This is a genomic window from Bradyrhizobium sp. USDA 4354 (assembly GCF_054060315.1).
The window spans coordinates 4692700-4716560 of record NZ_JBSSDC010000001.1; the positions used below are offsets into that span (position 1 = coordinate 4692700).

The following is a 23861-nucleotide window of genomic DNA, read 5'->3' on the forward strand; positions in this document are numbered from 1 at the left end:
TGAATTGTCGTCTTGCCCGGCGTGTCCGATGGGTTTTTGACCCGGAGGTTCAGGTTTGGGCGGGACGATGGGTGCAACCCGGCGGTCCCGCTTCTCGCGATGACCGCCAACCGGAGAGAGCTTGCTGTGGAACGAGCGGCAAAAAAGGAAGCGGTCGAACAGCTCAATGAGGTCTTCAAGACCACGAGCGTCGCGGTCGTTGCTCAATATTCCGGCCTCACCGTCGCCCAGATGCAGAAGCTGCGCCAGCAGATGAAGCAGGCGGGCGCTGCGGTGAAGGTCTCGAAGAACCGTCTCGCCAAAATTGCTCTTGAAGGCACTGACGTCGTTGCCATCGGTCCCATGCTGAAGGGGCCGACCGTGATCGCCACTTCGAACGATCCGGTAGCGGCGCCGAAGGTCGCCATCGAATTCGCCAAGGCGAACGAAAAGTTCGTCATCGTCGGCGGATCGATGGGGAAGACCGTCCTGAATGTCGACGGCGTGAAGGCGCTTGCCTCGCTGCCGTCGCTTGACGAACTGCGCGGCAAGATCGTCGGCCTCATCGTGGCCCCGGCGACCAAGCTGGCCCAGCTCGCCAACGCGCCCGCGGGCAAGCTCGCGCGCGTCATCCAGGCTCATGCCTCAAAGGGCGAAGCGGCCTGACGCCCTTCGCAAAACTCAAACCCGAACCAGACTTACACGTAAGGAAACTGAACAATGGCTGACTTGCAGAAGATCGTTGACGACCTCTCGAGCCTCACCGTGCTCGAAGCTGCTGAACTGGCAAAGCTCCTCGAAGAGAAGTGGGGCGTTTCGGCTGCCGCGGCTGTCGCCGTGGCCGGCCCGGCTGCTGGTGGCGGCGCTGCCGCTCCGGCGGAAGAGAAGACCGAGTTCACGGTCGTTCTCGCCAGCGCCGGCGACAAGAAGATCGAGGTCATCAAGGAAGTCCGCGCTATCACCGGTCTCGGCCTGAAGGAAGCAAAGGACCTCGTCGAGGGTGCTCCGAAGCCGCTGAAGGAAGGCGTGAACAAGGAAGAAGCCGACAAGATCAAGGCCCAGCTCGAGAAGGCTGGCGCCAAGGTCGAGCTCAAGTAAGCAACGCTTGCTGGCGGGATCCCGGCCGCGCATAGGCGAGGCCCGGGATCCCGGTCCGCTCCTCAAGAGGGTGGACCGGATGCAAAAGGCGTGCGACGGAACGTCCCGACGCAAGCCGAACACGAAAAAGTGTGGGGATTTGAGGGTTTAACCCTCGAATCTGCACTATTGTCGCCCCATATCGGGTCGGCAGCACGAAAGCGCGGTGGGCAGGGATGCCGGATTTCCCTGTAAGCCGTTGGGAGAGCAGGCTATTTCGGGCTTTTGCAGTCCGTGAAGATGATCGTTGTGACGGGCGGGCGCGCATCTGCGCCCCGCACGTCGTTTTGCGTTTTGAAGGTCTGAAGAACGGATTCAGGACATCGGCGCCTGAAACTGCGTCTCCGGCCCCCAAGACGGGTTCGAAAAATTCAACCCGGAAAGCGGTGGCAGCCGCGTTCCGGACGGCGCGCCCAGAGCGGGCGACGAAAATGAGAGGCCACGATGGCGCAGCAGACATTCACCGGTCGCAAACGCGTTCGCAAGTTCTTCGGACACATCAAGGAAGTCGCCGAGATGCCGAACCTCATCGAGGTTCAGAAGGCGTCCTATGACCAGTTCCTGATGGTCGACGAACCCCCGGGCGGCCGTCTCGACGAGGGTCTGCAGGCGGTGTTCCGCTCGGTGTTTCCGATCTCCGACTTCTCGGGCACCTCGATGCTGGAATTCGTCCGCTACGAATTCGAGCAGCCGAAATATGACGTCGACGAGTGCCGCCAGCGCGGCATGACCTTCGCTGCGCCGCTCAAGGTGACGCTGCGCCTCATCGTGTTCGACATCGACGAGGAGACCGGCGCCAAGTCGGTGAAGGACATCAAGGAGCAGGACGTCTACATGGGCGATATCCCGCTCATGACGATGAACGGCACCTTCATCGTCAACGGCACCGAGCGCGTCATCGTCTCGCAGATGCACCGGTCGCCCGGCGTGTTCTTCGACCACGATAAGGGCAAGACCCATTCCTCGGGCAAGCTGCTGTTCGCCGCCCGCGTCATCCCGTATCGCGGCTCCTGGCTCGATATCGAGTTCGACGCCAAGGACATCGTCTATGCGCGTATCGACCGTCGCCGCAAGATTCCGGTGACATCGCTGATGTTCGCCCTCGGCCTCGACGGCGAGGCGATCCTGTCCACGTTCTACAAGAAGATTCTCTACAAGCGGACCAAGGAAGGCTGGCGCGTTCCGTTCGACGCCAACCGTTTCCGCGGCTACTCCACGGTCAACGACCTGATCGACGCCGACACCGGCAAGGTCGTGCTCGAGGCCGGCAAGAAGCTCACCGTCCGCGCCGCCCGCCAACTCCAGGAGAAGGGGCTGAAGGCGCTGCGCATGGCCGACGAGGAACTGGTCGGCAACTACGTCGCCGAGGATCTCGTCAACCCGAAGACCGGTGAGATCCACGCCGAAGCCGGTGAGGAAATCACCGACAAGCTGATGAAGGCGCTCAACGAGCAGGGCTACAAGGAGCTGCCGCTGCTCGACATCGACCACGTCAATGTGGGCCCCTACATCCGCAACACGCTCTCGGCCGACAAGAACATGACGCGCGAGGACGCGCTGTTCGACATCTACCGCGTGATGCGTCCGGGCGAGCCGCCGACGCTGGAATCGGCGCAGGCGATGTTCCAGTCGCTGTTCTTCGACGCCGAGCGTTACGACCTTTCCGCGGTCGGCCGCGTCAAGATGAACATGCGCCTCGACCTCGATGCGCCCGACACCCAGCGTACGCTGCGCAAGGAAGACATCCTCTCCGTCATCAAGACGCTGGTGGACCTGCGCGACGGCAAGGGCGAGATCGACGACATCGACCATCTCGGCAACCGCCGTGTGCGCTCGGTCGGCGAGCTCATGGAGAACCAGTACCGCATCGGCCTCCTGCGCATGGAGCGCGCGATCAAGGAGCGCATGTCCTCGGTCGATATCGACACGGTCATGCCGCAGGACCTGATCAACGCCAAGCCGGCGGCCGCCGCCGTGCGCGAGTTCTTCGGCTCCTCGCAGCTCTCGCAGTTCATGGACCAGACCAACCCGCTGTCGGAGATCACCCACAAGCGCCGCCTGTCGGCGCTCGGACCGGGCGGTCTGACCCGCGAGCGCGCCGGCTTCGAGGTGCGCGACGTGCATCCGACGCATTACGGCCGCATCTGCCCGATCGAGACGCCGGAAGGTCCGAACATCGGCCTGATCAACTCGCTCGCGACCTTCGCGCGCGTAAACAAGTACGGCTTCGTCGAGACGCCGTATCGCAAGGTCAAGGACGGCCGCGTGACGGACGAGGTCGTGTACCTGTCGGCGATGGAAGAGGGGCGCTATTCGGTGGCCCAGGCCAACGTGCCGGTCGACGCCAAGGGTCGCTTCACCGAAGACCTGGTGGTCTGCCGCTCGAGCGGAACCCGCGACGTCGTGCCGATGACGCCGGACAAGGTCGACTACATGGACGTGTCGCCGAAGCAGCTCGTTTCCGTTGCCGCGGCGCTGATCCCGTTCCTCGAGAACGACGACGCCAACCGCGCGCTGATGGGCTCGAACATGCAGCGCCAGGCGGTGCCGCTGGTTCGCGCCGAGGCGCCGTTCGTCGGCACCGGCATGGAGGGCGTCGTTGCGCGTGACTCGGGTGCCGCGATCGCGGCGCGCCGCTCGGGTGTGATCGACCAGATCGACGCCACCCGCGTCGTCATCCGCGCCACGGAAGATCTCGATCCGACCAAGTCGGGCGTCGATATCTACCGTCTCATGAAGTACCAGCGCTCCAACCAGTCGACCTGCATCAACCAGCGTCCGCTGGTGAAGGTCGGCGACATCGTCAAGAAGGGCGACATCATCGCCGACGGTCCCTCGACCGATCTCGGCGAGCTCGCGCTCGGCCGCAACGTGCTGGTCGCGTTCATGCCGTGGAACGGCTACAATTTCGAAGACTCGATCCTGCTCTCCGAGCGGATCGTGAAGGAGGACGTCTTCACCTCGATCCACATCGAGGAATTCGAGGTGATGGCCCGCGACACCAAGCTCGGGCCTGAGGAAATCACCCGCGACATTCCGAACGTCTCGGAAGAAGCGCTGAAGAACCTCGACGAAGCCGGTATCGTCTACATCGGTGCGGAAGTGCGCGCCGGCGACATCCTGGTCGGCAAGATCACGCCGAAGGGCGAAAGCCCGATGACGCCGGAAGAGAAGCTCCTGCGCGCCATCTTCGGCGAGAAGGCTTCCGACGTCCGCGACACCTCGCTGCGCGTTCCTCCGGGCGTGCAGGGCACGATCGTTGAAGTGCGCGTGTTCAACCGTCACGGCGTCGACAAGGACGAGCGCGCGCTGGCGATCGAGCGGGAAGAGATCGAGCGTCTGGCCAAGGACCGCGATGACGAGCAGGCGATCCTGGACCGCAACGTCTACAACCGTCTTGCCGAACTTCTGGAGGGACGGCAGGGCATTGCGGGTCCCAAGGGCTTCAAGAAGGACACCAAGATCACCCGTGCGGTGCTCGAGGAGTACCCGAAGTCGCAGTGGTGGCTGTTCGCTTCGCCGAACGACAAGCTGATGGCCGAGATCGAGGCCATGCGGAAGCAGTACGACGAGTCGAAGAAGGGGCTGGAACAGCGCTTCCTCGACAAGGTCGAGAAGCTTCAGCGCGGCGACGAATTGCCGCCCGGCGTGATGAAGATGGTCAAGGTCTTCGTCGCGGTGAAGCGCAAGATCCAGCCCGGCGACAAGATGGCCGGCCGCCACGGCAACAAGGGCGTGGTGTCGAAGATCGTGCCGATCGAGGACATGCCGTTCCTCGAAGACGGCACGCATGCCGACATCGTGCTCAATCCGCTCGGCGTGCCCTCGCGCATGAACGTCGGACAGATCCTCGAGACCCATCTCGGCTGGGCCTGCGCCGGCCTCGGCAAGCGTATCGGCCAGACGGTCGATGCCTATTTGTCGAAGCAGGACATCAAGCCGCTGAAGGAAACCTTGAAGAAGGTCTACGGCGAGGACGAGACGATCAAGTCGCTCAACGACAACGAGCTGCTCGAACTCGGCCATAACCTCAGCCGCGGCGTGCCGATCGCGACGCCGGTGTTCGACGGTGCCAAGGAAGCCGATATCGAGGAGATGCTGAAGCTTGCCGGTCTCGACGCTTCGGGCCAGTCGACCGTCTATGACGGCCGCACCGGCGATCCGTTCGATCGCAAGGTGACGGTGGGCTACATCTACATGCTCAAGCTGCACCATCTGGTCGACGACAAGATCCATGCGCGTTCGATCGGTCCGTACTCGCTCGTCACCCAGCAGCCGCTGGGCGGCAAGGCGCAGTTCGGCGGTCAGCGCTTCGGCGAAATGGAGGTGTGGGCGCTCGAGGCTTACGGCGCGGCGTACACGCTCCAGGAGATGCTGACGGTGAAGTCGGACGACGTCGCCGGCCGCACCAAGGTGTACGAGGCGATCGTGCGTGGCGACGACACGTTCGAGGCCGGTATTCCGGAATCGTTCAACGTGCTGGTCAAGGAAATGCGCTCGCTCGGCCTCAACGTCGACCTGCACAACTCCAAGATGGGACCGGCACCGACGTCGGAAGCGGCCGAGTGATGCGCAGCCTGAGACTGTGCATTGGCGAATAGTGAGTAGGGAATAGCGAATAGCAAGGGGCGAATAACGGCGGGGTGGCTAGTGAAGCGAACAATTCGCTACTCGCCATTCGCCATTCGCTTTCTCCGAAGGAGAAGACCATGAACCAAGAAGTTATGAATCTCTTCAACCCGACGACGCCGGCTCAGGTCTTCGACCAGATCCGGATCTCGATCGCGTCCCCCGAGAAGATTCTGTCCTGGTCCTACGGCGAGATCAAGAAGCCGGAGACCATCAACTACCGCACCTTCAAGCCCGAGCGCGACGGCCTGTTCTGCGCCCGCATCTTCGGGCCGATCAAGGACTACGAGTGCTTGTGCGGCAAGTACAAGCGCATGAAGTACAAGGGCATCATCTGCGAGAAGTGCTCGGTCGAGGTCACGCTGTCGCGCGTCCGGCGCGAGCGCATGGGCCATATCGAGCTCGCAGCACCCGTCGCCCACATCTGGTTCCTGAAGTCGCTGCCCTCGCGCATCGGCCTCCTGCTCGACATGACGCTGAAGGATCTCGAGCGGATCCTCTACTTCGAATACTACGTCGTGCTCGAGCCGGGCCTCACCGCGCTCAAGGACCGTCAGCTCCTGTCGGAAGACGAGTATCTGAAGGCGCAGGACGAGTACGGCCAGGACAGCTTCACCGCCATGATCGGCGCCGAGGCGATCCGCGAGCTGCTCAAGGGTATGGACCTCGAGAAGCTCGAGCTGTCCCTGCGTGCGGAGATGCAGGAGACCGACTCCGACATCAAGCACAAGAAGCTCGCCAAGCGCCTCAAGATCGTGGAAGCGTTCCGCCACTCCGGCAACAAGCCGGAATGGATGATCATGACCGTGGTCCCGGTGATTCCGCCGGACCTGCGTCCGCTGGTGCCGCTGGACGGCGGCCGCTTCGCGACCTCTGATCTCAACGACCTCTATCGCCGCGTCATCAACCGCAACAACCGTTTGAAGCGGCTGATGGAGCTGCGCGCGCCCGACATCATCATCCGCAACGAGAAGCGCATGCTTCAGGAAGCGGTCGATGCGCTGTTCGACAACGGCCGCCGCGGCCGCGTCATTACCGGCGCCAACAAGCGCCCGCTGAAGTCGCTCGCCGACATGCTCAAGGGCAAGCAGGGCCGCTTCCGCCAGAACCTGCTCGGCAAGCGCGTCGACTATTCGGGCCGTTCGGTGATCGTGGTCGGTCCCGAGCTGCGCCTGCATCAGTGCGGCCTGCCGAAGAAGATGGCGCTCGAGCTTTTCAAGCCGTTCATCTACTCGCGGCTCGACGCCAAGGGCCTGTCCACCACCGTGAAGCAGGCCAAGAAGCTGGTCGAGAAGGAGCGGCCCGAGGTCTGGGATATCCTGGACGAGGTGATCCGCGAGCATCCGGTGCTGCTCAACCGCGCGCCGACGCTGCACCGCCTCGGCATCCAGGCGTTCGAGCCCGTGCTGATCGAAGGCAAGGCGATCCAGCTGCATCCGCTGGTCTGCTCCGCCTTCAACGCCGACTTCGACGGCGATCAGATGGCCGTGCACGTTCCGCTGTCGCTCGAAGCGCAGCTGGAAGCGCGCGTCCTGATGATGTCGACCAATAACATCCTGCATCCGGCGAACGGTCAGCCGATCATCGTGCCGTCGCAGGACATCGTGCTCGGTCTGTACTACGTCTCGATCATGCGCGAAGGCCTGCCCGGCGAGGGCAAGGTGTTCGGCGACATGGCCGAGCTCGAGCACGCGCTGCACGCGAAGGTGATCCACCTCCACACCAAGATCAAGTACCGGTGGGAGGGCATGGACGAGACCGGCAAGGTCTCCAAGCGCTGGATCGAGACCACCGCCGGCCGCGTCATGCTCGGCAACCTGCTGCCGAAGAACCCGCGGATCTCGTACGAGATCATCAACAAGCTGATGACCAAGCGCGAGATCTCCGGCGTCATCGACCAAGTCTATCGCCACTGCGGTCAGAAGGAGACGGTGATCTTCTGCGACCGCATCATGGCGCTCGGCTTCTACAACGCGTTCAAGGCCGGCATTTCGTTCGGCAAGGACGACATGGTCGTGCCGCACGGCAAGTGGAAGATCGTCGATACCACTCGTACGCTGGCGAAGGATTTCGAGCAGCAGTACAACGACGGTCTGATCACCCATGGCGAGAAGTACAACAAGGTCGTCGACGCCTGGTCGAAGGCCACGGAAGAAATCGCCAAGGCGATGATGAAGGAGATCTCCGCCACCAAGAAGACGGCGGGCGGAGCCGATGCCGACATCAACTCGATCTACATGATGGCCCACTCCGGTGCCCGCGGTTCGCCGGCCCAGATGCGCCAGCTCGCCGGCATGCGCGGCCTGATGGCCAAGCCGTCGGGTGAGATCATCGAGACGCCGATCATCTCGAACTTCAAGGAAGGCCTCTCGGTTCTCGAGTACTTCAACTCGACCCACGGCGCCCGCAAGGGCCTCGCGGACACCGCGTTGAAGACCGCGAACTCGGGCTACCTGACCCGTCGTCTCGTCGACGTCGCGCAGGACTGCATCATCACGCAGAGCGACTGTGGCACCAAGCTCGGCATCAAGATGCGCGCCATCGTCGATGCCGGCACCGTGGTGGCCTCGCTCGGCTCGCGCATCCTGGGCCGCACGGCCTGCGAAGACATTCGCGACAGCTCGGGCAAGGTGATCATCAAGCGCGATACGCTGATGGAGGAGAGTCATCTGGAAGCCATCCAGCAGGGTGGCGTTCAGGAGGTGAAGATCCGTTCGGCGCTGACCTGCGAACTCGTCAACGGCATCTGCGGCAAGTGCTACGGCCGCGACCTCGCCCGCGGCACGCCGGTCAACCACGGCGAAGCGGTCGGCGTCATCGCGGCGCAGTCGATCGGCGAGCCGGGCACTCAGCTCACCATGCGCACCTTCCACATCGGTGGTGCGGCGCAGCTCAACGAGCAGTCCTTCGTCGAAGCCAACTTCGACGGCAAGATCGTGATCAGGAACAAGGCCATCGCCCGCAACAGCGAAGGTCACCTGATCGCGATGGTGCGCAACATGGTGGTGGCCATCGTCGATGCCGACGGCACCGAGCGTGCGACGCACCGTATCCAGTACGGTTCGCGCCTGCACGTCGACGAGGGCGACATGGTCAAGCGCGGCCAGCGCATCGTCGAGTGGGATCCCTACACCCGTCCGCTGCTCACCGAAGTCGAAGGAACCATCGGCTTCGAGGATCTGGTCGAGGGGCAGTCGATCTCGGAAACGCTCGACGAAGCCACCGGTATCGCCAAGCGCGTGGTCATCGACTGGCGCTCGACGCGCGGCGGCTCGGACCTGCGTCCGGCCATCGTGGTCAAGGGCAAGGACGGCAAGGTGCTCAAGCTCGCCCGTGGCGGCGATGCCCGCTACATGCTGTCGGTCGACGCCATTCTCTCGGTCGACATCGGAGCCAAGGTCCAGCCGGGCGATATCCTCGCCCGCGTCTCGACCGAAAGCGCCAAGACGCGTGACATCACCGGCGGTCTGCCGCGGGTGGCGGAACTGTTCGAGGCCCGGCGCCCGAAGGATGCGGCGATCATCGCCGAAATCGCGGGCACCATCCGGTTCGGGCGCGACTACAAGAACAAGCGTCGCATCTCGATCGAGCCGATGGACAAGACCGACGAGCCGCGCGAGTACCTGATCCCGAAGGGCAAGCACATCCACCTTCAGGACGGCGACGTCGTCGAAAAGGGCGACTTCATCGTGGAAGGCAACCCGGCGCCGCACGACATCCTTGCGGTGAAGGGCATCGAGGAACTCGCGGCCTATCTGGTCAACGAGATCCAGGAGGTCTACCGGCTGCAGGGCGTGCTCATCAACGACAAGCACATCGAGGTGATTGTCCGTCAGATGCTCCAGAAGGTGGAAATCACCGATCAGGGCGATACGGACATGATCTCCGGCGAGCAGGTCGACAAGATCGAGTTCGACGCGCTGAACGTGAAGGCCAAGGAAGAGGGCAAGAAGCCCGCCACGGGAACGCCGGTTCTGCTCGGCATCACCAAGGCGAGCCTCCAGACCCGCTCCTTCTTCTCGGCGGCATCGTTCCAGGAGACCACCCGCGTCCTCACTGAGGCGGCGGTCAACGGCAAGATCGATCCGCTCGAAGGCCTCAAGGAGAACGTCATCGTCGGCCGGCTGATCCCGGCTGGCACCGGCGCCTCCATGGCCAAGATCCGCGAAGTCGCCATGAAGCGCGACAAGCTGATCCTGGACGAGCGCGAGAAGCAGGCCGCCGTCGTGTCGCCGGCGCCGGAAGCCGAGCTCCCTGCGCTGCCGCCTGCGGAATGATCGTTCATCCGTAGGAATACCGAGGACAATGAAAAGGCCGGCTTTTGCCGGCCTTTTTGCTGCTTTGTTTGCTTGTTGCGATGCGGGATCAACCTTTGTTCATCTTTCCTTCAGCCGCAAAAGCGCTTCTGCTAAGGCGACTTAGACCGGTGGTCCCGCGAAGGGGGCAGGGCCGGAAGACCACGGAACTTTTATGCTTGATCTCGCAATCGTAGGCGGCGGCCCAGGCGGGCTGATGAGTGCCTGGTATCTTAAGCGCAAGCTCGGCGATCTCTGTCGCGTCACCATCTACGAGGCCTCCGACCGGCTCGGCGGCAAGATCGTCACGCGTAAATTCGATTCGGCGCCGGCGATGTACGAGGCCGGCGTCGCCGAGATCTATGATTACTCGATGACCGGACCCGATCCGCTGCGCGAGCTGATCCAGCATTTCGGCCTCCAGACCATTCCGATGGACGCCGAGCAGGTGCAGTTCGGCGGCGAGCTCCTCAATGACGTGCCGGGCATGCGCCGCAAATACGGCGCCAAGACCGCGGCTGCGATCGAGGCGTTCCGCAAGCGCTGCACCGAGGTGATGTCGCCGATCGAATATTACGAGGGCGTTGGCGCGCACGACAACGAGAATCCCTGGGCCTACAAGACCGCCGAGCAGGTGCTCGATGAGGAGGTCGAGGACGAGACGGCAAAGCGCTTCTTCAAGGTGATGGCGCGCTCCGACATCGCGACCGAGAGCCACAACACCAACGGTCTCAACGCGCTCAAGAACTACCTGATGGATGTCGACGGCTATATCGGCCTCTATTCCATCCAGAACGGCAACGAGCAGCTGATCGAATGCCTGCAGTCGGAGGTCAATGCCGACATCCAGCTCAACCATCGCGTGCTCACCGTCGGCAAGGCGCCGACCGGCCGCTATCAGCTCAAGATGATGAACGGCAAGGGACCGGAGACCCGCGACTTCGATCTCGTGCTGGTCTGCCTGCCGCATTCCTGGCTCGCCACCCTCGGCTGGGAGGGCGAGCAGCTGCGCAGGTCGATGGTCAAGCACGTTGCCTACTTCGACCGCCCCGCGCATTATTTGCGTGTCTCGCTCCTGTTCGACGAGCCGTTCTGGGGCGAGAAGATTCCGGGCGCCTGGTTCATGTCGGAGGCCTTCGGCGGCTGCTGCGTCTACAACGAGGGCGCGCGCCACGACGTCGGCAAGCATGGTGTTCTGAACTGGCTCATTCCCGGTTCCGACGCGCTGGCTTTTGCCAATCTGTCGGATCAGGAGCTGATCGATGCCGCCCTGAAATCGCTGCCGGCTTCTCTCGGCGATGCGCGTTTGCATTTGATGGAGGGCAAGATTCACCGCTGGCTGTCGTCGGTGAATGCGCTGCCGGGTGGTTTGCCCGTACGCGACGTCATGACCAATCACAGGCCCGAGCCGAACGAGCATCCCGGCATCGTGGTGGTCGGCGACTATTTGTTCGATTCGACGCTGAACGGCCTGCTCGACTCCTCGGACGCGGCGACCGACATCATCCTGACCGAGATGATGCGCCTGCGCCGTGAACGCGCGCAGGAGGACAAGCCGCTCTCGGACAAGATCGATCGCGATTATTTCGAGAACTATCGCGGCCTCGGCCCCTATCATGAAGCGTGGCGGCACTTCACCGATCCCGATTACCTCACCAGGCTGATCGGCATCGTGTGGGGCAAGGCGACAGGCGCCAAGCTGCTGGTCGCGGGTTCCGCCAGCGGAGAACTGGTCGGCGCGCTGCGCGATCGCGGCATCAATGCATGGGGAATCGAGAACAACCGCACCATCCATGCCAAGACGCCGAAAGCGCTGAAGAAGTACAACAAGCTCGGATCAGTCACCGACATGCCGTTCAAGGACGGCGCGTTCGACTTCGTGTTCGAGACCAGCCTCTGCCACGTTTCCCCGAAGCAGGTGGTCCGCGCGGTCCGCGAGCTCAACCGCGTGGTCAAGACCGGCCTCGTGTTCGGTTCGATCACCTCGGACATGGCGCCGGCGTTGATCGACCGCTACGACCTCCTGCGTGGGGTCAAGAAGCTCGGCACCTGGTGGGAATGGTCCGAACTGTTCTTCGGCAACGGCTTCGACCTGTCGATGCACCGCAAGGATTGTACCGATGCGCTCTGGGAGGCGACGCTCGCCGCCAACAAGGGGCCAGGGCAGTGGTATGCGGACGCGGACTCCTTGCGCTATTCCTTCTTCGACAAGGTCGAGGACGAGGACTAGCCGCGGGGCGCGGTCGGATCCGCCAATTGTTTTGCCGAATTCATCCTGATCGCATAGAATCGGTGCAATAGCGGTTGCCGCTATTTTCTGCTTCTCTGCGGTCATGCCGGCCGTCAGCATCGGTTGGTTTCATGGCGTCCAAGCCCCTCCCGCCCGACAAACAGAAGCTCGCCGCGGAAGAGGCGGCCGAGCTCGACGACAAGCTTGCCCTCGCTAAGCCGGAGCTCGAAAACGACGAGGACGCCGAAGACCAGGAGGAGGACGAGCTGGAGCTCGACGACGACGATGAGGACGAGGACCTCGTCGTCTTTACCGCGCGTGAAGCCGCCGGCGCGCTCGCGAGCATCGTCGGGTTCGTCAAACCCTATCTCTCCAACTACAAGCGGATGCTGTCATTCGTGGCGTTCGGCGTTGTGGTCGAGACGTTGTTCAACGTCATCATGCCGCTCAGCCTCAAGTTCCTGATCGACGACGCGCTCGGCGAGGAGGATTTTCACGCACTTTACAAGATCCTCGGCGTGCTCGCCGTCGCGGGCATCTTCACCTCGATCGTTGCCGTCTGGTACGAGCGCTGGGACGCGCGGCTTGCCGCCTGCATCATCTCCGATGTCCGCAAGCGCCTGTTCGAGCACGTCCAGGACCTGCCGGCGGCCTATTTCGGCCGTACCAAGCGCGGCGAGATCCTGTCGCGCTTCTCGGTCGATCTCTCGGCCTTCGAAGGCTCGGTCAAGACGTTTGCCAACAGCGCCGCGCTGCCGTTCCTGGAGCTGATCGCCGGCATCATCTTGATGGTGTTTCTCAATTGGCAGCTCGCCGTCGTCGCGCTGCTGGTGTTCCCGATCACACTGATCGGCCCGCGCATTCTGACGCCCAAGGCCGTGCAGGCCAATTACGAGCAGAAGCTCAACGAGAGCGCGCTGCTCGGCATGGTGCAGGAGAACGTGGCGGCCCAGGCCGTGATCAAGGCGTTCAGCCTTCAACGCAAGATGTTCGGCTTCTTCACCTTGCGCAACGACGAGACCCGCAACAAGATCGCCTCGGCCGCGTTCCTCTCGACCATGGTGGAGCGGACGGTCACCATCTCAGTGCTCCTCCTGCACCTCGTGGTGCTCGCGATCGGTGCCTATCTGGCGACCAAGGGCCAGATCACCATCGGCACCTTCGTCACCTTCGAGAGCGCGTTCTGGGAGGTCTCCTACAACATCGCCCATGTGATGCATTTCATCCCGGTGTCGATCTCCTCGGCCGCCGCGATCCGCCACATCCAGGAGCTGCTCGACGAGCCGACCCGCGGGGCCGATCGCCCCGGTGCGCCCGATCTGCCGCGCATCACCAACGACATTACCTTCGATCACGTCACCTTCCAGTACGAGGGCAGTCAGACGCCGGTGCTGGACAATCTCAGCCTCAAGCTCAATGCTGGCAAGCGCATCGCGATCGTCGGTCCGAGCGGCTCCGGTAAGAGCACGCTGCTCAATCTGATCCTGCGGCTCTACGTGCCCGACGAGGGCCGCGTCACCATCGACGGCGTCGATGTCCGCAAGGTGACGCTGGATTCTCTGCGCCGGAGCATGGCGGTGGTGTTCCAGGAGAACATGCTGTTCAACATGTCGATCCGCGAGAACATCCGGCTCGGCAAGGAGGGGGCGACCGACGAGGAGGTGGAGGAGGCGGCCAAGAAGGCCGAGATCCACCGCTACATCATGAGCCTGCCGCAGCGATACGACACGCAGGTCGGCGAGCGCGGAGACACGCTGTCAGGCGGCCAGCGCCAGCGCATCGCGATCGCGCGCGCGATCATCCGTAACCCGTCCGTGCTGCTGCTGGACGAAGCCACCTCGGCGCTGGACCAGACCACGGAGGCCGCGATCAACCGCACGCTGCTCAAGGTCGCCAAGGGCCGCACCATGATCTGGTCGACCCACCGCCTGACTTCGGTGGTCGAGATGGATGAGATCATCGTGATTTCAGGGGGCAGGGCGATCGAGCGCGGCTCCCATGCCCGAGCTGCTTGCCAAGAACGGCACCTATCGCAAGCTGTGGAACGACCAGATCCACCAGCCGCATGGCGCCGCAGCTCACGCCGACGACGACAGCGACGATGACGACGAGGAGGAGTGACCCGAGCGTTCGGCTCCGAGGGAACCACCGCCGGGGCCGCTATGTCTCGTCTCCCGGTCACGCGCGGTCCAGCACCGACTCACCGATTCTCTGAGGCAGGGCCTTCGGCCGGCGCGAAGCCGCTGAATTTTTTTGGACACTTGGCTTGGGCGCCTCGGTCCCCGCGGATCGACCACTACCATCGAAATCCCCCCAAGACCGGGCAACGCGGCACGCCGGGGAAGCTGGAAAGCCTGCTACCAGCCGGCAGACTTGTGCATGGACAGCAAAAAGCCCTCAGTATGATAATAAAACTACATTTAATCCGGGTATAATGTCTTGTCGGGACCTAGCAGGTCAAGCTCTTCGTTCCCATGTCAGGCAGGCGCGGGGCGGCAGCCAAGAGGCTATTTTTGCAGACGCCTGAAGCGCTTTGTGACTGTCGTTTCACCTTGACTTGACCGATTCTCACTTATAGAAAGCGCCTCACTTAACGACAGGCGGTGAGCATCGCCAGCGTCGGAACGGGCCACCCGTCGATCCCCAAGGACTAGATCCACAGGGGTCGCAAAAGGCGGGCACCAACCTCGACGAATGCCGCTCAAACGCTGTCGATCATAGCTAGGCAATGCCAGTGCGACTTTAGTTCTCTCGAGCAAGCTCTCTTGAGATCGAATTCGGATGCATGACCTCAGTGCGCGGGCCGCGGCGTTACGCTGAGCGGCCTCAAGACTGCGGTCCTCTGTGGCGTCGAAGCGCTTTCCGCTCGTTGATGGAGCGGTTGGCGCAATTTCGCTTTGCGCGGGTTATTTCGCGCAAGGTGGCCCCTCGGGCGGGTGGCTCGAAACGAATTTGCGGTCCCGGCAACGGGCCGCGGCAAGACAGCGGACCCGAGAGGGGCCGCGGCAGAACAAAGGGTAAGGCCAGGATGCCGACGATCAACCAGCTGATCGCTCAACCGCGTGAAGTGCAGAAGTCGCGCAAGAAGGTGCCGGCGCTGCAGCAGTCGCCGCAGAAGCGTGGTGTTTGCACGCGCGTCTACACCACGACCCCGAAGAAGCCGAACTCGGCGCTTCGTAAGGTCGCCAAGGTGCGCCTGACCAACGGCTTCGAGGTGATCGGCTACATCCCCGGCGAGGGTCATAACCTCCAGGAGCACTCGGTGGTCATGATCCGCGGCGGCCGCGTCAAGGACTTGCCGGGCGTGCGCTACCACATCCTCCGCGGCGTTCTGGATACCCAGGGCGTCAAGAACCGTAAGCAGCGTCGTTCGAAGTACGGCGCGAAGCGTCCGAAGTAAGCGGGAACCAAGCCTATGTCTCGTCGCCACTCTGCGGAAAAGCGCGAAGTTCTCCCGGATCCGAAGTTCGGGAACATCATCGTCACGAAGTTCATGAACTCGGTGATGTACGCCGGCAAGAAGTCGGTCGCCGAAGGTATCGTCTACGGCGCGTTCGGCATCATCGAATCCAAGACCAAGCAGAACCCGCTCGGCGTGTTCGAGCAGGCGCTCGAGAACGTCATGCCGACGATCGAGGTTCGCTCCCGTCGCGTCGGCGGTGCGACCTACCAGGTTCCGGTCGAGGTTCGTTCGACCCGCCGGCAGGCCCTGGGCATCCGCTGGCTGATCGCGGCTGCGCGCGAGCGCAATGAGAAGACGATGACCGAGCGGCTCTCGGCGGAGCTCCTGGACGCATCGAACAATCGGGGGAACGCCGTCAAGAAGCGCGAAGATGTGCACCGCATGGCGGAAGCCAACCGCGCCTTCTCGCACTATCGCTGGTAACGGCGAAACAAACGGACTCGCAAGGAACACCCTATGCCCCGCCAACATGCCATCGAGGACTACCGTAACTTCGGTATCATGGCGCATATCGACGCCGGCAAGACGACGACGACCGAGCGCATCCTCTATTACACCGGCAAGAGCCACAAGATCGGCGAAGTGCACGAAGGTGCCGCGACGATGGACTGGATGGAGCAGGAGCAGGAGCGTGGCATCACGATCACCTCGGCTGCGACCACCGCCTTCTGGGCCGGCAAGCGCCTGAACATCATCGACACTCCCGGCCACGTCGACTTCACCATCGAGGTCGAGCGCAGCTTGCGCGTGCTCGACGGCGCCGTCTGTGTGCTCGACTCCAACCAAGGCGTCGAGCCCCAGACCGAGACCGTCTGGCGCCAGGGCGACAAGTACAAGGTTCCGCGCATCGTCTTCGCCAACAAGATGGACAAGATCGGTGCCGACTTCTTCAAATGTCTGTCGGACATCGTCGACCGTCTGGGCGCCAAGCCCGTCGCGATCCAGCTTCCGATCGGTGCCGAGAACAACTTCAAGGGTCTTGTCGACCTCGTGAAGATGAAGGGCGTCGTCTGGAACGATGAAGCGCTCGGCGCGAAGTTCGACTATGTCGACATTCCGGAAGACCTCGTCGACCAGGCCAAGGAATACCGCGAGAAGATGGTGGAAGCCGCCGTCGAGCTCGACGACGACGCCATGGCCGCCTACCTCGATGGCAAGGAGCCGGACGAGGCGACCCTGAAGCGCCTGATCCGCAAGGCGGTCCTGACCGGCGCGTTCTATCCCGTGCTGTGCGGCTCGGCCTTCAAGAACAAGGGCGTGCAGCCGCTGCTCGACGCCGTCGTCGACTACCTGCCGTCGCCGCTCGACGTGCCCGCGATCAAGGGCACCGACGACAAGGGCAACGAAGTCGTACGCAAGGCGGACGACAAGGAGCCGCTGGCGCTGCTCGCGTTCAAGATCATGGACGACCCGTTCGTCGGCACCATCACTTTCTGCCGCATCTATTCCGGCGTTCTGCAGAGCGGCACCGGCGTCGTGAATTCGACCCGCGAGAAGAAGGAGCGCATCGGGCGCATGCTGTTGATGCATGCGAACAACCGCGAGGACATCAAGGAAGCCTATGCCGGCGACATCGTCGCGCTGGCCGGCCTGAAGGAAGCGCGCACCGGTGACACGCTGTGCGATCCCGACAAGCAGGTGATCCTGGAGAAGATGGAGTTCCCGGAGCCGGTCATCGAGATCGCGATCGAGCCGAAGTCCAAGGCCGACCAGGAGAAGCTGGGCGTGGCGCTGGCCAAGCTCGCCGCGGAGGATCCGTCCTTCCGCGTGTCGACCGACCACGAGTCCGGCCAGACCATCCTCAAGGGCATGGGCGAACTCCATCTCGACATCAAGGTCGACATCCTCAAGCGTACCTACAAGGTCGACGCCAACATCGGCGCGCCGCAGGTGGCCTTCCGTGAGCGTGTCACCAAGCGGGTCGAGCACAGCTACACCCACAAGAAGCAGACCGGCGGTACCGGCCAATTCGCAGCCGTGTCGTTCATCGTCGAGCCGAACGAGCCCGGCAAGGGCTACGAATTCGAATCGAAGATCGTCGGCGGCGCGGTGCCGAAGGAATATATCCCAGGCGTCGAGAAGGGCCTGGAGAGCGTGCTGTCGTCCGGCGTGGTCGCGGGCTTCCCCGTGGTCGACGTCAAGGTGCAGCTCGTCGACGGCAAGTATCACGACGTCGACTCGTCGGCGCTCGCCTTCGAAATTGCTTCGCGCGCCTGCTTCCGCGAAGCGCTGCAGATGGGCAAGTCCGTCCTGCTCGAGCCGATCATGAAGGTCGAGGTGGTGACCCCGGAAGACTACACCGGCTCGGTCATCGGCGACCTGAATTCCCGGCGCGGTCAGATCCAGGGTCAGGACATGCGCGGCAACGCCAACGTCATCAACGCGATGGTGCCGCTCATGAACATGTTCGGTTACGTGAACAATCTGCGCTCGATGAGCCAGGGTCGCGCGACCTTCACCATGCAGTTCGATCACTACGCAGAAGCGCCGGCCAACGTGTCGGCAGAAGTCCAGAAGAAGTTTGCCTGATTGTCGTCGGTCTCAAGTCGACGATTGAACGGAGAGTCAAATGGCCAAAGCAAAGTTTGAACGTACCAAGCCGCACTGCAACATCGGCACCATCGGTCACGTCGACCATGGCAAGACGTCGCTGACCGCGGCGATCACCAAGATCCTCGCCGAGACCGGCGGTGCGACGTTCACCGCGTACGATCAGATCGACAAGGCGCCGGAAGAGAAGGCGCGCGGCATCACCATCTCGACCGCGCACGTCGAGTACGAGACCACGAACCGCCACTACGCCCACGTCGACTGCCCCGGCCACGCCGACTACGTCAAGAACATGATCACCGGCGCCGCCCAGATGGACGGTGCGATCCTGGTCGTGTCGGCCGCTGACGGCCCGATGCCGCAGACCCGCGAGCACATCCTGCTCGCCCGCCAGGTCGGCGTGCCCGCGCTCGTCGTGTTCCTCAACAAGTGCGACATGGTCGACGATCCGGAGCTGCTCGAGCTCGTCGAGCTCGAGGTCCGCGAGCTGCTCTCGAAGTACGAATTCCCGGGCGACAAGATCCCGATCATCAAGGGTTCGGCGCTCGCCGCTCTCGAAGACTCCGACAAGAAGCTCGGCCACGACGCCATCCTCGAGCTGATGCGCAACGTCGACGAGTACATCCCGCAGCCGGAGCGTCCGATCGACCAGCCGTTCCTGATGCCGGTTGAAGACGTGTTCTCGATCTCGGGCCGCGGCACCGTCGTGACCGGCCGTGTCGAGCGCGGCGTCGTCAAGGTCGGCGAGGAAATCGAGATCGTCGGTCTCCGCGCCACCCAGAAGACCACCGTCACCGGCGTCGAAATGTTCCGCAAGCTGCTCGATCAGGGCCAAGCCGGCGACAACATCGGCGCTCTGCTCCGCGGCACCAAGCGCGAGGACGTCGAGCGCGGCCAGGTTCTGGCCAAGCCGGGTTCGGTCAAGCCGCACACCAAGTTCAAGGCTGAGGCCTACATCCTCACCAAGGAAGAGGGCGGTCGCCACACCCCGTTCTTCACCAACTACCGTCCGCAGTTCTACTTCCGCACCACCGACGTGACCGGTGTCGTGCACCTGCCGGAAGGCACGGAGATGGTGATGCCGGGCGACAATATCGCGATGGAAGTGCACCTGATCGTGCCGATCGCGATGGAAGAGAAGCTCCGCTTCGCGATCCGCGAAGGCGGCCGCACCGTCGGCGCCGGCGTCGTCGCCTCGATCATCGAGTAACAACGCGAATAGGGAATGGCGAGTGGCGAATAGTTTCTATTCGCTATTCGCTACTCGCCACTCACTAAGAAAGATTCGGCAATGAACGGCCAAAACATTCGTATCCGTCTCAAGGCGTTCGACCATCGTATCCTCGATACGTCGACCCGTGAGATCGTGAACACGGCGAAGCGCACCGGCGCGCAGGTCCGCGGACCCATTCCGCTGCCCACCCGCATCGAGAAGTTCACCGTCAACCGTTCGCCCCACGTCGACAAGAAGAGCCGCGAACAGTTCGAGATGCGCACTCACAAGCGCCTGCTCGACATCGTCGATCCGACCCCGCAGACCGTCGATGCTTTGATGAAGCTCGACCTCGCCGCCGGCGTCGACGTCGAGATCAAGCTCTAAGATTTTGGATCCCGTTCGCCAAAAGCGGACAAAGAGAACAGGAAGCAAGCCGATGCGCTCCGGAGTGATCGCACAAAAGGTCGGGATGACGCGGGTCTTCACGGAGGCCGGCGAACATATCCCCGTGACCGTGCTGAAGCTCGGCAATTGCCAGGTCGTAGGCCACCGCACCGAAGAGAAGAACGGTTACGTCGCGCTCCAGCTCGGTTCTGGCGCTCGCAAGACCGTTTACATGCCCAAGGCCGAGCGCGGCCAGTTCGCGGTCGCCAAGGTCGAGCCGAAGCGCCGGGTCGAGGAATTCCGCGTCTCGGCGGACGCCATGATCCCCGTCGGCGCCGAGATCCAGGCCGACCACTTCGTCGTCGGCCAGTTCGTCGACGTCACCGGCACCTCGGTCGGTAAGGGCTTCGCCGGCGGCATGAAGCGCTGGAACTTCGGCGGTCTGCGCGCCACGCACGGTGTGTCGATCTCGCACCGCTCGATCGGTTCGACCGGCGGCCGTCAGGACCCCGGCAAGACCTGGAAGAACAAGAAGATGCCCGGCCACATGGGTGTCGATCGCATCACCACGCTCAACCTTCGCGTCGTCCAGACCGATGTCGAGCGCGGCCTGATCCTCGTCGAAGGCGCCGTTCCCGGCTCCAAGGGCGGCTGGATCCGCGTGCGCGACGCCGTCAAGAAGCCGCTGCCGAAGGAAGCTCCGAAGCCCGGCAAGTTCAAGGTTGCTGGCGACGCGGAAGCCGCTCCGGCTGCGCAGGAGGCGTGAGATGGAATTGAAGGTCACCACCCTCGAAGGTAAGGAAGCGGGCTCGGTCCAGCTTTCCGACGCCATTTTTGGCCTCGAACCGCGCGAAGACATCATCGCGCGCTGCGTGCAGTGGCAGCTCAACAAGCGCCAGGCCGGCACGCACAAGGCCAAGGGCCGCGCCGAGATCTGGCGCACCGGCAAGAAGATGTACAAGCAGAAGGGCACCGGCGGTGCTCGTCACGGCTCGGCTCGCGTGCCGCAGTTCCGTGGCGGCGGCCGTGCCTTCGGTCCGGTGGTGCGTTCGCACGCCACCGACCTGCCGAAGAAGGTTCGCGCCCTGGCGCTCAAGCATGCGCTCTCGGCCAAGGCCAAGGACGGCGATCTCGTCGTGATCGAGAAGGCCGCGCTCGAGACCGCCAAGACCAAGGCGTTGCTCGGTCACTTCTCGGGCCTCGGGCTCACCAACGCGCTGATCATCGACGGTGCCGAGCTCAACAACGGTTTTGCCGCTGCGGCCCGCAACATCCCGAACATGGACGTGCTGCCGATCCAGGGCATCAACGTCTATGACATCCTGCGCCGTCAGAAGCTCGTTCTGACCAAGGCCGCCATCGATGCGCTGGAGGCGCGCTTCAAATGACGAAGAACATCGAGCCTCGCCACTACGACGTGATCCTGTCGCCGGTCGTGACCGAAAAGGCGACGATCGCCTCGGAGCACAACAAGGTGCTGTTCAAGGTGGCCGCGAAGGCGACCAAGCCGCAGATCAAGGAAGCGATCGAGAAGCTGTTCGACGTCAAGGTCAAGAGCGTCAACACGCTGGTCCGCAAGGGCAAGGTCAAGGCCTTCCGCGGCACCATCGGCTCGCAGTCGAACAGCAAACGCGCGATCGTGACCCTCGAAGAGGGTCACCGGATCGACGTCACCACCGGTCTGTAAGGTCGTACGACGATGGCACTGAAGACATTCAATCCCACGACGCCGGGCCAGCGCCAGCTGGTCATGGTCGATCGTTCGGCGCTGTACAAGGGCAAGCCGGTCAAGGCGCTCACCGAGGGCAAGAAGTCCTCGGGCGGCCGCAACAACACCGGTCGCATCACCGTGCGTTTCCGCGGCGGCGGTCACAAGCAGACGCTGCGTACCGTCGATTTCAAGCGTGAGAAGGTCGACGTTCCCGCGACCGTCGAGCGGCTCGAATACGATCCGAACCGCACCGGCTTCATCGCGCTGATCAAGTACCAGGACGGCGAGCAGGCCTACATCCTGGCGCCGCAGCGCTTGGCCGTGGGTGACACCATCATCGCCGGCAACTACGTCGACGTGAAGCCGGGCAACGTCATGCCGCTCGGCAACATGCCGGTCGGCACGATCATCCACAACATCGAGGTCAAGATCGGGAAGGGCGGCCAGCTCGCGCGTTCCGCGGGCACCTATGCCCAACTCGTCGGTCGCGACCAGGACTACGTCATCATCCGCCTGAACTCGGGCGAGCAGCGCCTGGTGCACGGCCGTTGCCGCGGCACGATCGGCGCGGTGTCGAACCCGGATCACATGAACACCTCGATCGGCAAGGCCGGTCGCAAGCGTTGGATGGGCCGTCGCCCGCACAACCGCGGTGTCGCGATGAACCCGATCGACCATCCGCACGGCGGTGGTGAAGGTCGCACCTCGGGCGGCCGCCACCCGGTCACGCCGTGGGGCAAGCCGACCAAGGGCAAGAAGACCCGCACCAACAAGTCGACCAACAAATTCATTCTCCTAAGCCGCCACAAGCGGAAGAAGTAAGGAACGCCGGACATGGTTCGTTCAGTCTGGAAAGGCCCGTTCGTCGAGGGTTCTCTGCTCAAGAAGGCAGATGCCGCGCGCGCGTCCGGCCGTCACGACGTCATCAAGATCTGGAGCCGTCGCTCGACGATCCTGCCGCAGTTCGTCGGCCTGACCTTCGGCGTCTACAACGGTCAGAAGCACGTGCCGGTGGCTGTCAACGAGGAAATGGTCGGTCACAAGTTCGGCGAGTTCTCGCCGACCCGGACCTTCCACGGCCACTCCGGCGACAAGAAAGCCAAGAAGGCTTGAGGATCAAACGATGAGCAAACCTAAGCGCGAACGGAGCCTCGCCGACAACGAGGCCAAGGCGGTCGCCCGGATGCTGCGGGTGAGCCCGCAGAAGCTCAACCTGGTCGCCCAGCTCATTCGCGGCCGGAAGGCGTCTGCCGCGCTCGCCGATCTGCAGTTTTCGCGCAAGCGGATCGCGGTCGACGTGAAGAAGTGCCTGGAATCGGCTATCGCCAACGCCGAGAACAACCACGACCTCGACGTCGACGATCTCGTCGTGGCGCAGGCCTTCGTCGGCAACGGCCTCGTGATGAAGCGCTTCGCCGCCCGCGGCCGTGGCCGCTCGGGCCGTGTCTACAAACCGTTTTCGCAGCTGACGATCATCGTTCGTCAGGTCGAAGCTGAAGCCGCCGCTTAAGGGCGCAGGAGAACACGATGGGTCAAAAGATCAATCCGATCGGTCTGCGTCTCGGCATCAACCGGACCTGGGATTCCCGCTGGTTCGCAGGCAAGCAGGAATACGGCAAGCTGCTGCACGAGGACGTCAAGATCCGTGAGATCCTGCACAAGGAGCTCAAGCAGGCCGCCGTTGCCCGCATCGTGATCGAGCGTCCGCACAAGAAGTGCCGCGTCACCATCCACTCGGCCCGTCCGGGCGTGGTGATCGGCAAGAAGGGCGCGGACATCGACAAGCTGCGCAAGAAGGTCGCGGACATCACCTCGTCCGACGTCGTCATCAACATCGTCGAGATCCGCAAGCCGGAGCTCGATGCGACGCTGGTGGCCGAGTCGATCGCGCAGCAGCTCGAGCGCCGCGTGGCGTTCCGCCGCGCCATGAAGCGCGCCGTGCAGTCGGCGATGCGTCTCGGTGCGGAAGGCATCCGCATCAACTGCTCGGGACGCCTCGGCGGTGCGGAAATCGCGCGCATGGAGTGGTACCGCGAAGGTCGCGTGCCGCTGCACACGCTGCGCGCGGACATCGACTACGGCGTTGCGACCGCGTTCACGACCTTCGGCACCTGCGGCGTCAAGGTCTGGATCTTCAAGGGCGAGATTCTCGAGCACGATCCGATGGCCCAGGACAAGAGAATGGCCGAAGGCGAGACCGGCGGCAGTGGCGATCGTGGTGGCCGTCAGCGCCGCGAGACGGCCGCTGCCTAAAGCCAGACAGGAAT

Annotated in this window: 17 protein-coding genes and 1 pseudogene; all 18 read left to right on the forward strand. The window is 63.2% G+C overall.

Annotated elements, in window-relative coordinates:
* Positions 1-126 precede the first annotated feature (126 nt).
* The 18 genes and pseudogenes from rplJ to rpsC all read left to right on the forward strand — a co-directional run bounded on the left by rplJ (position 127) and on the right by rpsC (position 23847).
* Positions 127-645: a 50S ribosomal protein L10 gene (gene rplJ / locus ACVIIV_RS21530; protein WP_025037001.1), complete on the forward strand. Its 519-nt coding sequence runs from the start codon at positions 127-129 to the stop codon at positions 643-645.
* 54 nt (positions 646-699) lie between these two features.
* On the forward strand, positions 700-1077 hold the full coding sequence (rplL, locus tag ACVIIV_RS21535) for a 50S ribosomal protein L7/L12 (RefSeq protein ID WP_157329202.1): 378 nt from the start codon (positions 700-702) through the stop codon (positions 1075-1077).
* Between the two features lie 483 nt (positions 1078-1560).
* Positions 1561-5685, forward strand: a complete 4125-nt coding sequence (gene rpoB / locus ACVIIV_RS21540) for a DNA-directed RNA polymerase subunit beta (RefSeq protein WP_027574048.1) — start codon at positions 1561-1563, stop codon at positions 5683-5685.
* A 140-nt stretch (positions 5686-5825) separates the two neighbouring features.
* Positions 5826-10022 carry a DNA-directed RNA polymerase subunit beta' gene (rpoC, locus tag ACVIIV_RS21545; protein ID WP_456745957.1) on the forward strand — a complete coding sequence of 1399 codons (4197 nt, stop codon included), beginning with the start codon at positions 5826-5828 and terminating at the stop codon, positions 10020-10022.
* Positions 10023-10215: 193 nt separating this feature from the next.
* Positions 10216-12270 carry an FAD-dependent oxidoreductase gene (locus ACVIIV_RS21550; protein ID WP_456745958.1) on the forward strand — a complete coding sequence of 685 codons (2055 nt, stop codon included), beginning with the start codon at positions 10216-10218 and terminating at the stop codon, positions 12268-12270.
* 131 nt (positions 12271-12401) lie between these two features.
* Positions 12402-14391 (forward strand): annotated as a pseudogene (locus tag ACVIIV_RS21555) (ABC transporter ATP-binding protein).
* Between the two features lie 907 nt (positions 14392-15298).
* Positions 15299-15670, forward strand: coding sequence for a 30S ribosomal protein S12 (rpsL, locus tag ACVIIV_RS21560; protein ID WP_007603006.1), 372 nt, complete (start codon positions 15299-15301; stop codon positions 15668-15670).
* Between the two features lie 15 nt (positions 15671-15685).
* Positions 15686-16156 carry a 30S ribosomal protein S7 gene (gene rpsG / locus ACVIIV_RS21565; RefSeq protein ID WP_018647239.1) on the forward strand — a complete coding sequence of 157 codons (471 nt, stop codon included), beginning with the start codon at positions 15686-15688 and terminating at the stop codon, positions 16154-16156.
* Positions 16157-16189: 33 nt separating this feature from the next.
* Positions 16190-18262 carry an elongation factor G gene (gene fusA, locus ACVIIV_RS21570; protein WP_128933132.1) on the forward strand — a complete coding sequence of 691 codons (2073 nt, stop codon included), beginning with the start codon at positions 16190-16192 and terminating at the stop codon, positions 18260-18262.
* 40 nt (positions 18263-18302) lie between these two features.
* A complete protein-coding gene (tuf, locus tag ACVIIV_RS21575) occupies positions 18303-19493 on the forward strand; it encodes an elongation factor Tu (protein WP_027574053.1) in 1191 nt (396 codons plus the stop codon).
* Between the two features lie 81 nt (positions 19494-19574).
* Positions 19575-19883, forward strand: coding sequence for a 30S ribosomal protein S10 (rpsJ, locus tag ACVIIV_RS21580; RefSeq protein ID WP_002712302.1), 309 nt, complete (start codon positions 19575-19577; stop codon positions 19881-19883).
* Positions 19884-19935: 52 nt separating this feature from the next.
* Positions 19936-20649 (forward strand): 50S ribosomal protein L3, encoded by a 714-nt coding sequence (gene rplC, locus ACVIIV_RS21585; protein ID WP_456745959.1) that lies wholly within the window; start codon positions 19936-19938, stop codon positions 20647-20649.
* A 1-nt stretch (position 20650) separates the two neighbouring features.
* Complete coding sequence (gene rplD / locus ACVIIV_RS21590) at positions 20651-21271, forward strand: 50S ribosomal protein L4 (RefSeq protein WP_091894751.1); 621 nt, start codon at positions 20651-20653, stop codon at positions 21269-21271.
* Positions 21268-21570, forward strand: a complete 303-nt coding sequence (locus ACVIIV_RS21595) for a 50S ribosomal protein L23 (RefSeq protein ID WP_456745960.1) — start codon at positions 21268-21270, stop codon at positions 21568-21570. The genes rplD and ACVIIV_RS21595 overlap by 4 nt, the downstream gene beginning before the upstream one ends.
* Before the next feature lie 12 nt (positions 21571-21582).
* Positions 21583-22416, forward strand: a complete 834-nt coding sequence (rplB, locus tag ACVIIV_RS21600; RefSeq protein WP_025036991.1) for a 50S ribosomal protein L2 — start codon at positions 21583-21585, stop codon at positions 22414-22416.
* 12 nt (positions 22417-22428) lie between these two features.
* Positions 22429-22707: a 30S ribosomal protein S19 gene (gene rpsS, locus ACVIIV_RS21605; protein WP_008136357.1), complete on the forward strand. Its 279-nt coding sequence runs from the start codon at positions 22429-22431 to the stop codon at positions 22705-22707.
* 10 nt (positions 22708-22717) lie between these two features.
* Entirely contained in the window at positions 22718-23104 is a 387-nt protein-coding gene (gene rplV / locus ACVIIV_RS21610; RefSeq protein WP_008549264.1) for a 50S ribosomal protein L22, read from the forward strand.
* Positions 23105-23121: 17 nt separating this feature from the next.
* On the forward strand, positions 23122-23847 hold the full coding sequence (gene rpsC / locus ACVIIV_RS21615) for a 30S ribosomal protein S3 (protein WP_061876881.1): 726 nt from the start codon (positions 23122-23124) through the stop codon (positions 23845-23847).
* Positions 23848-23861 lie beyond the last annotated feature (14 nt).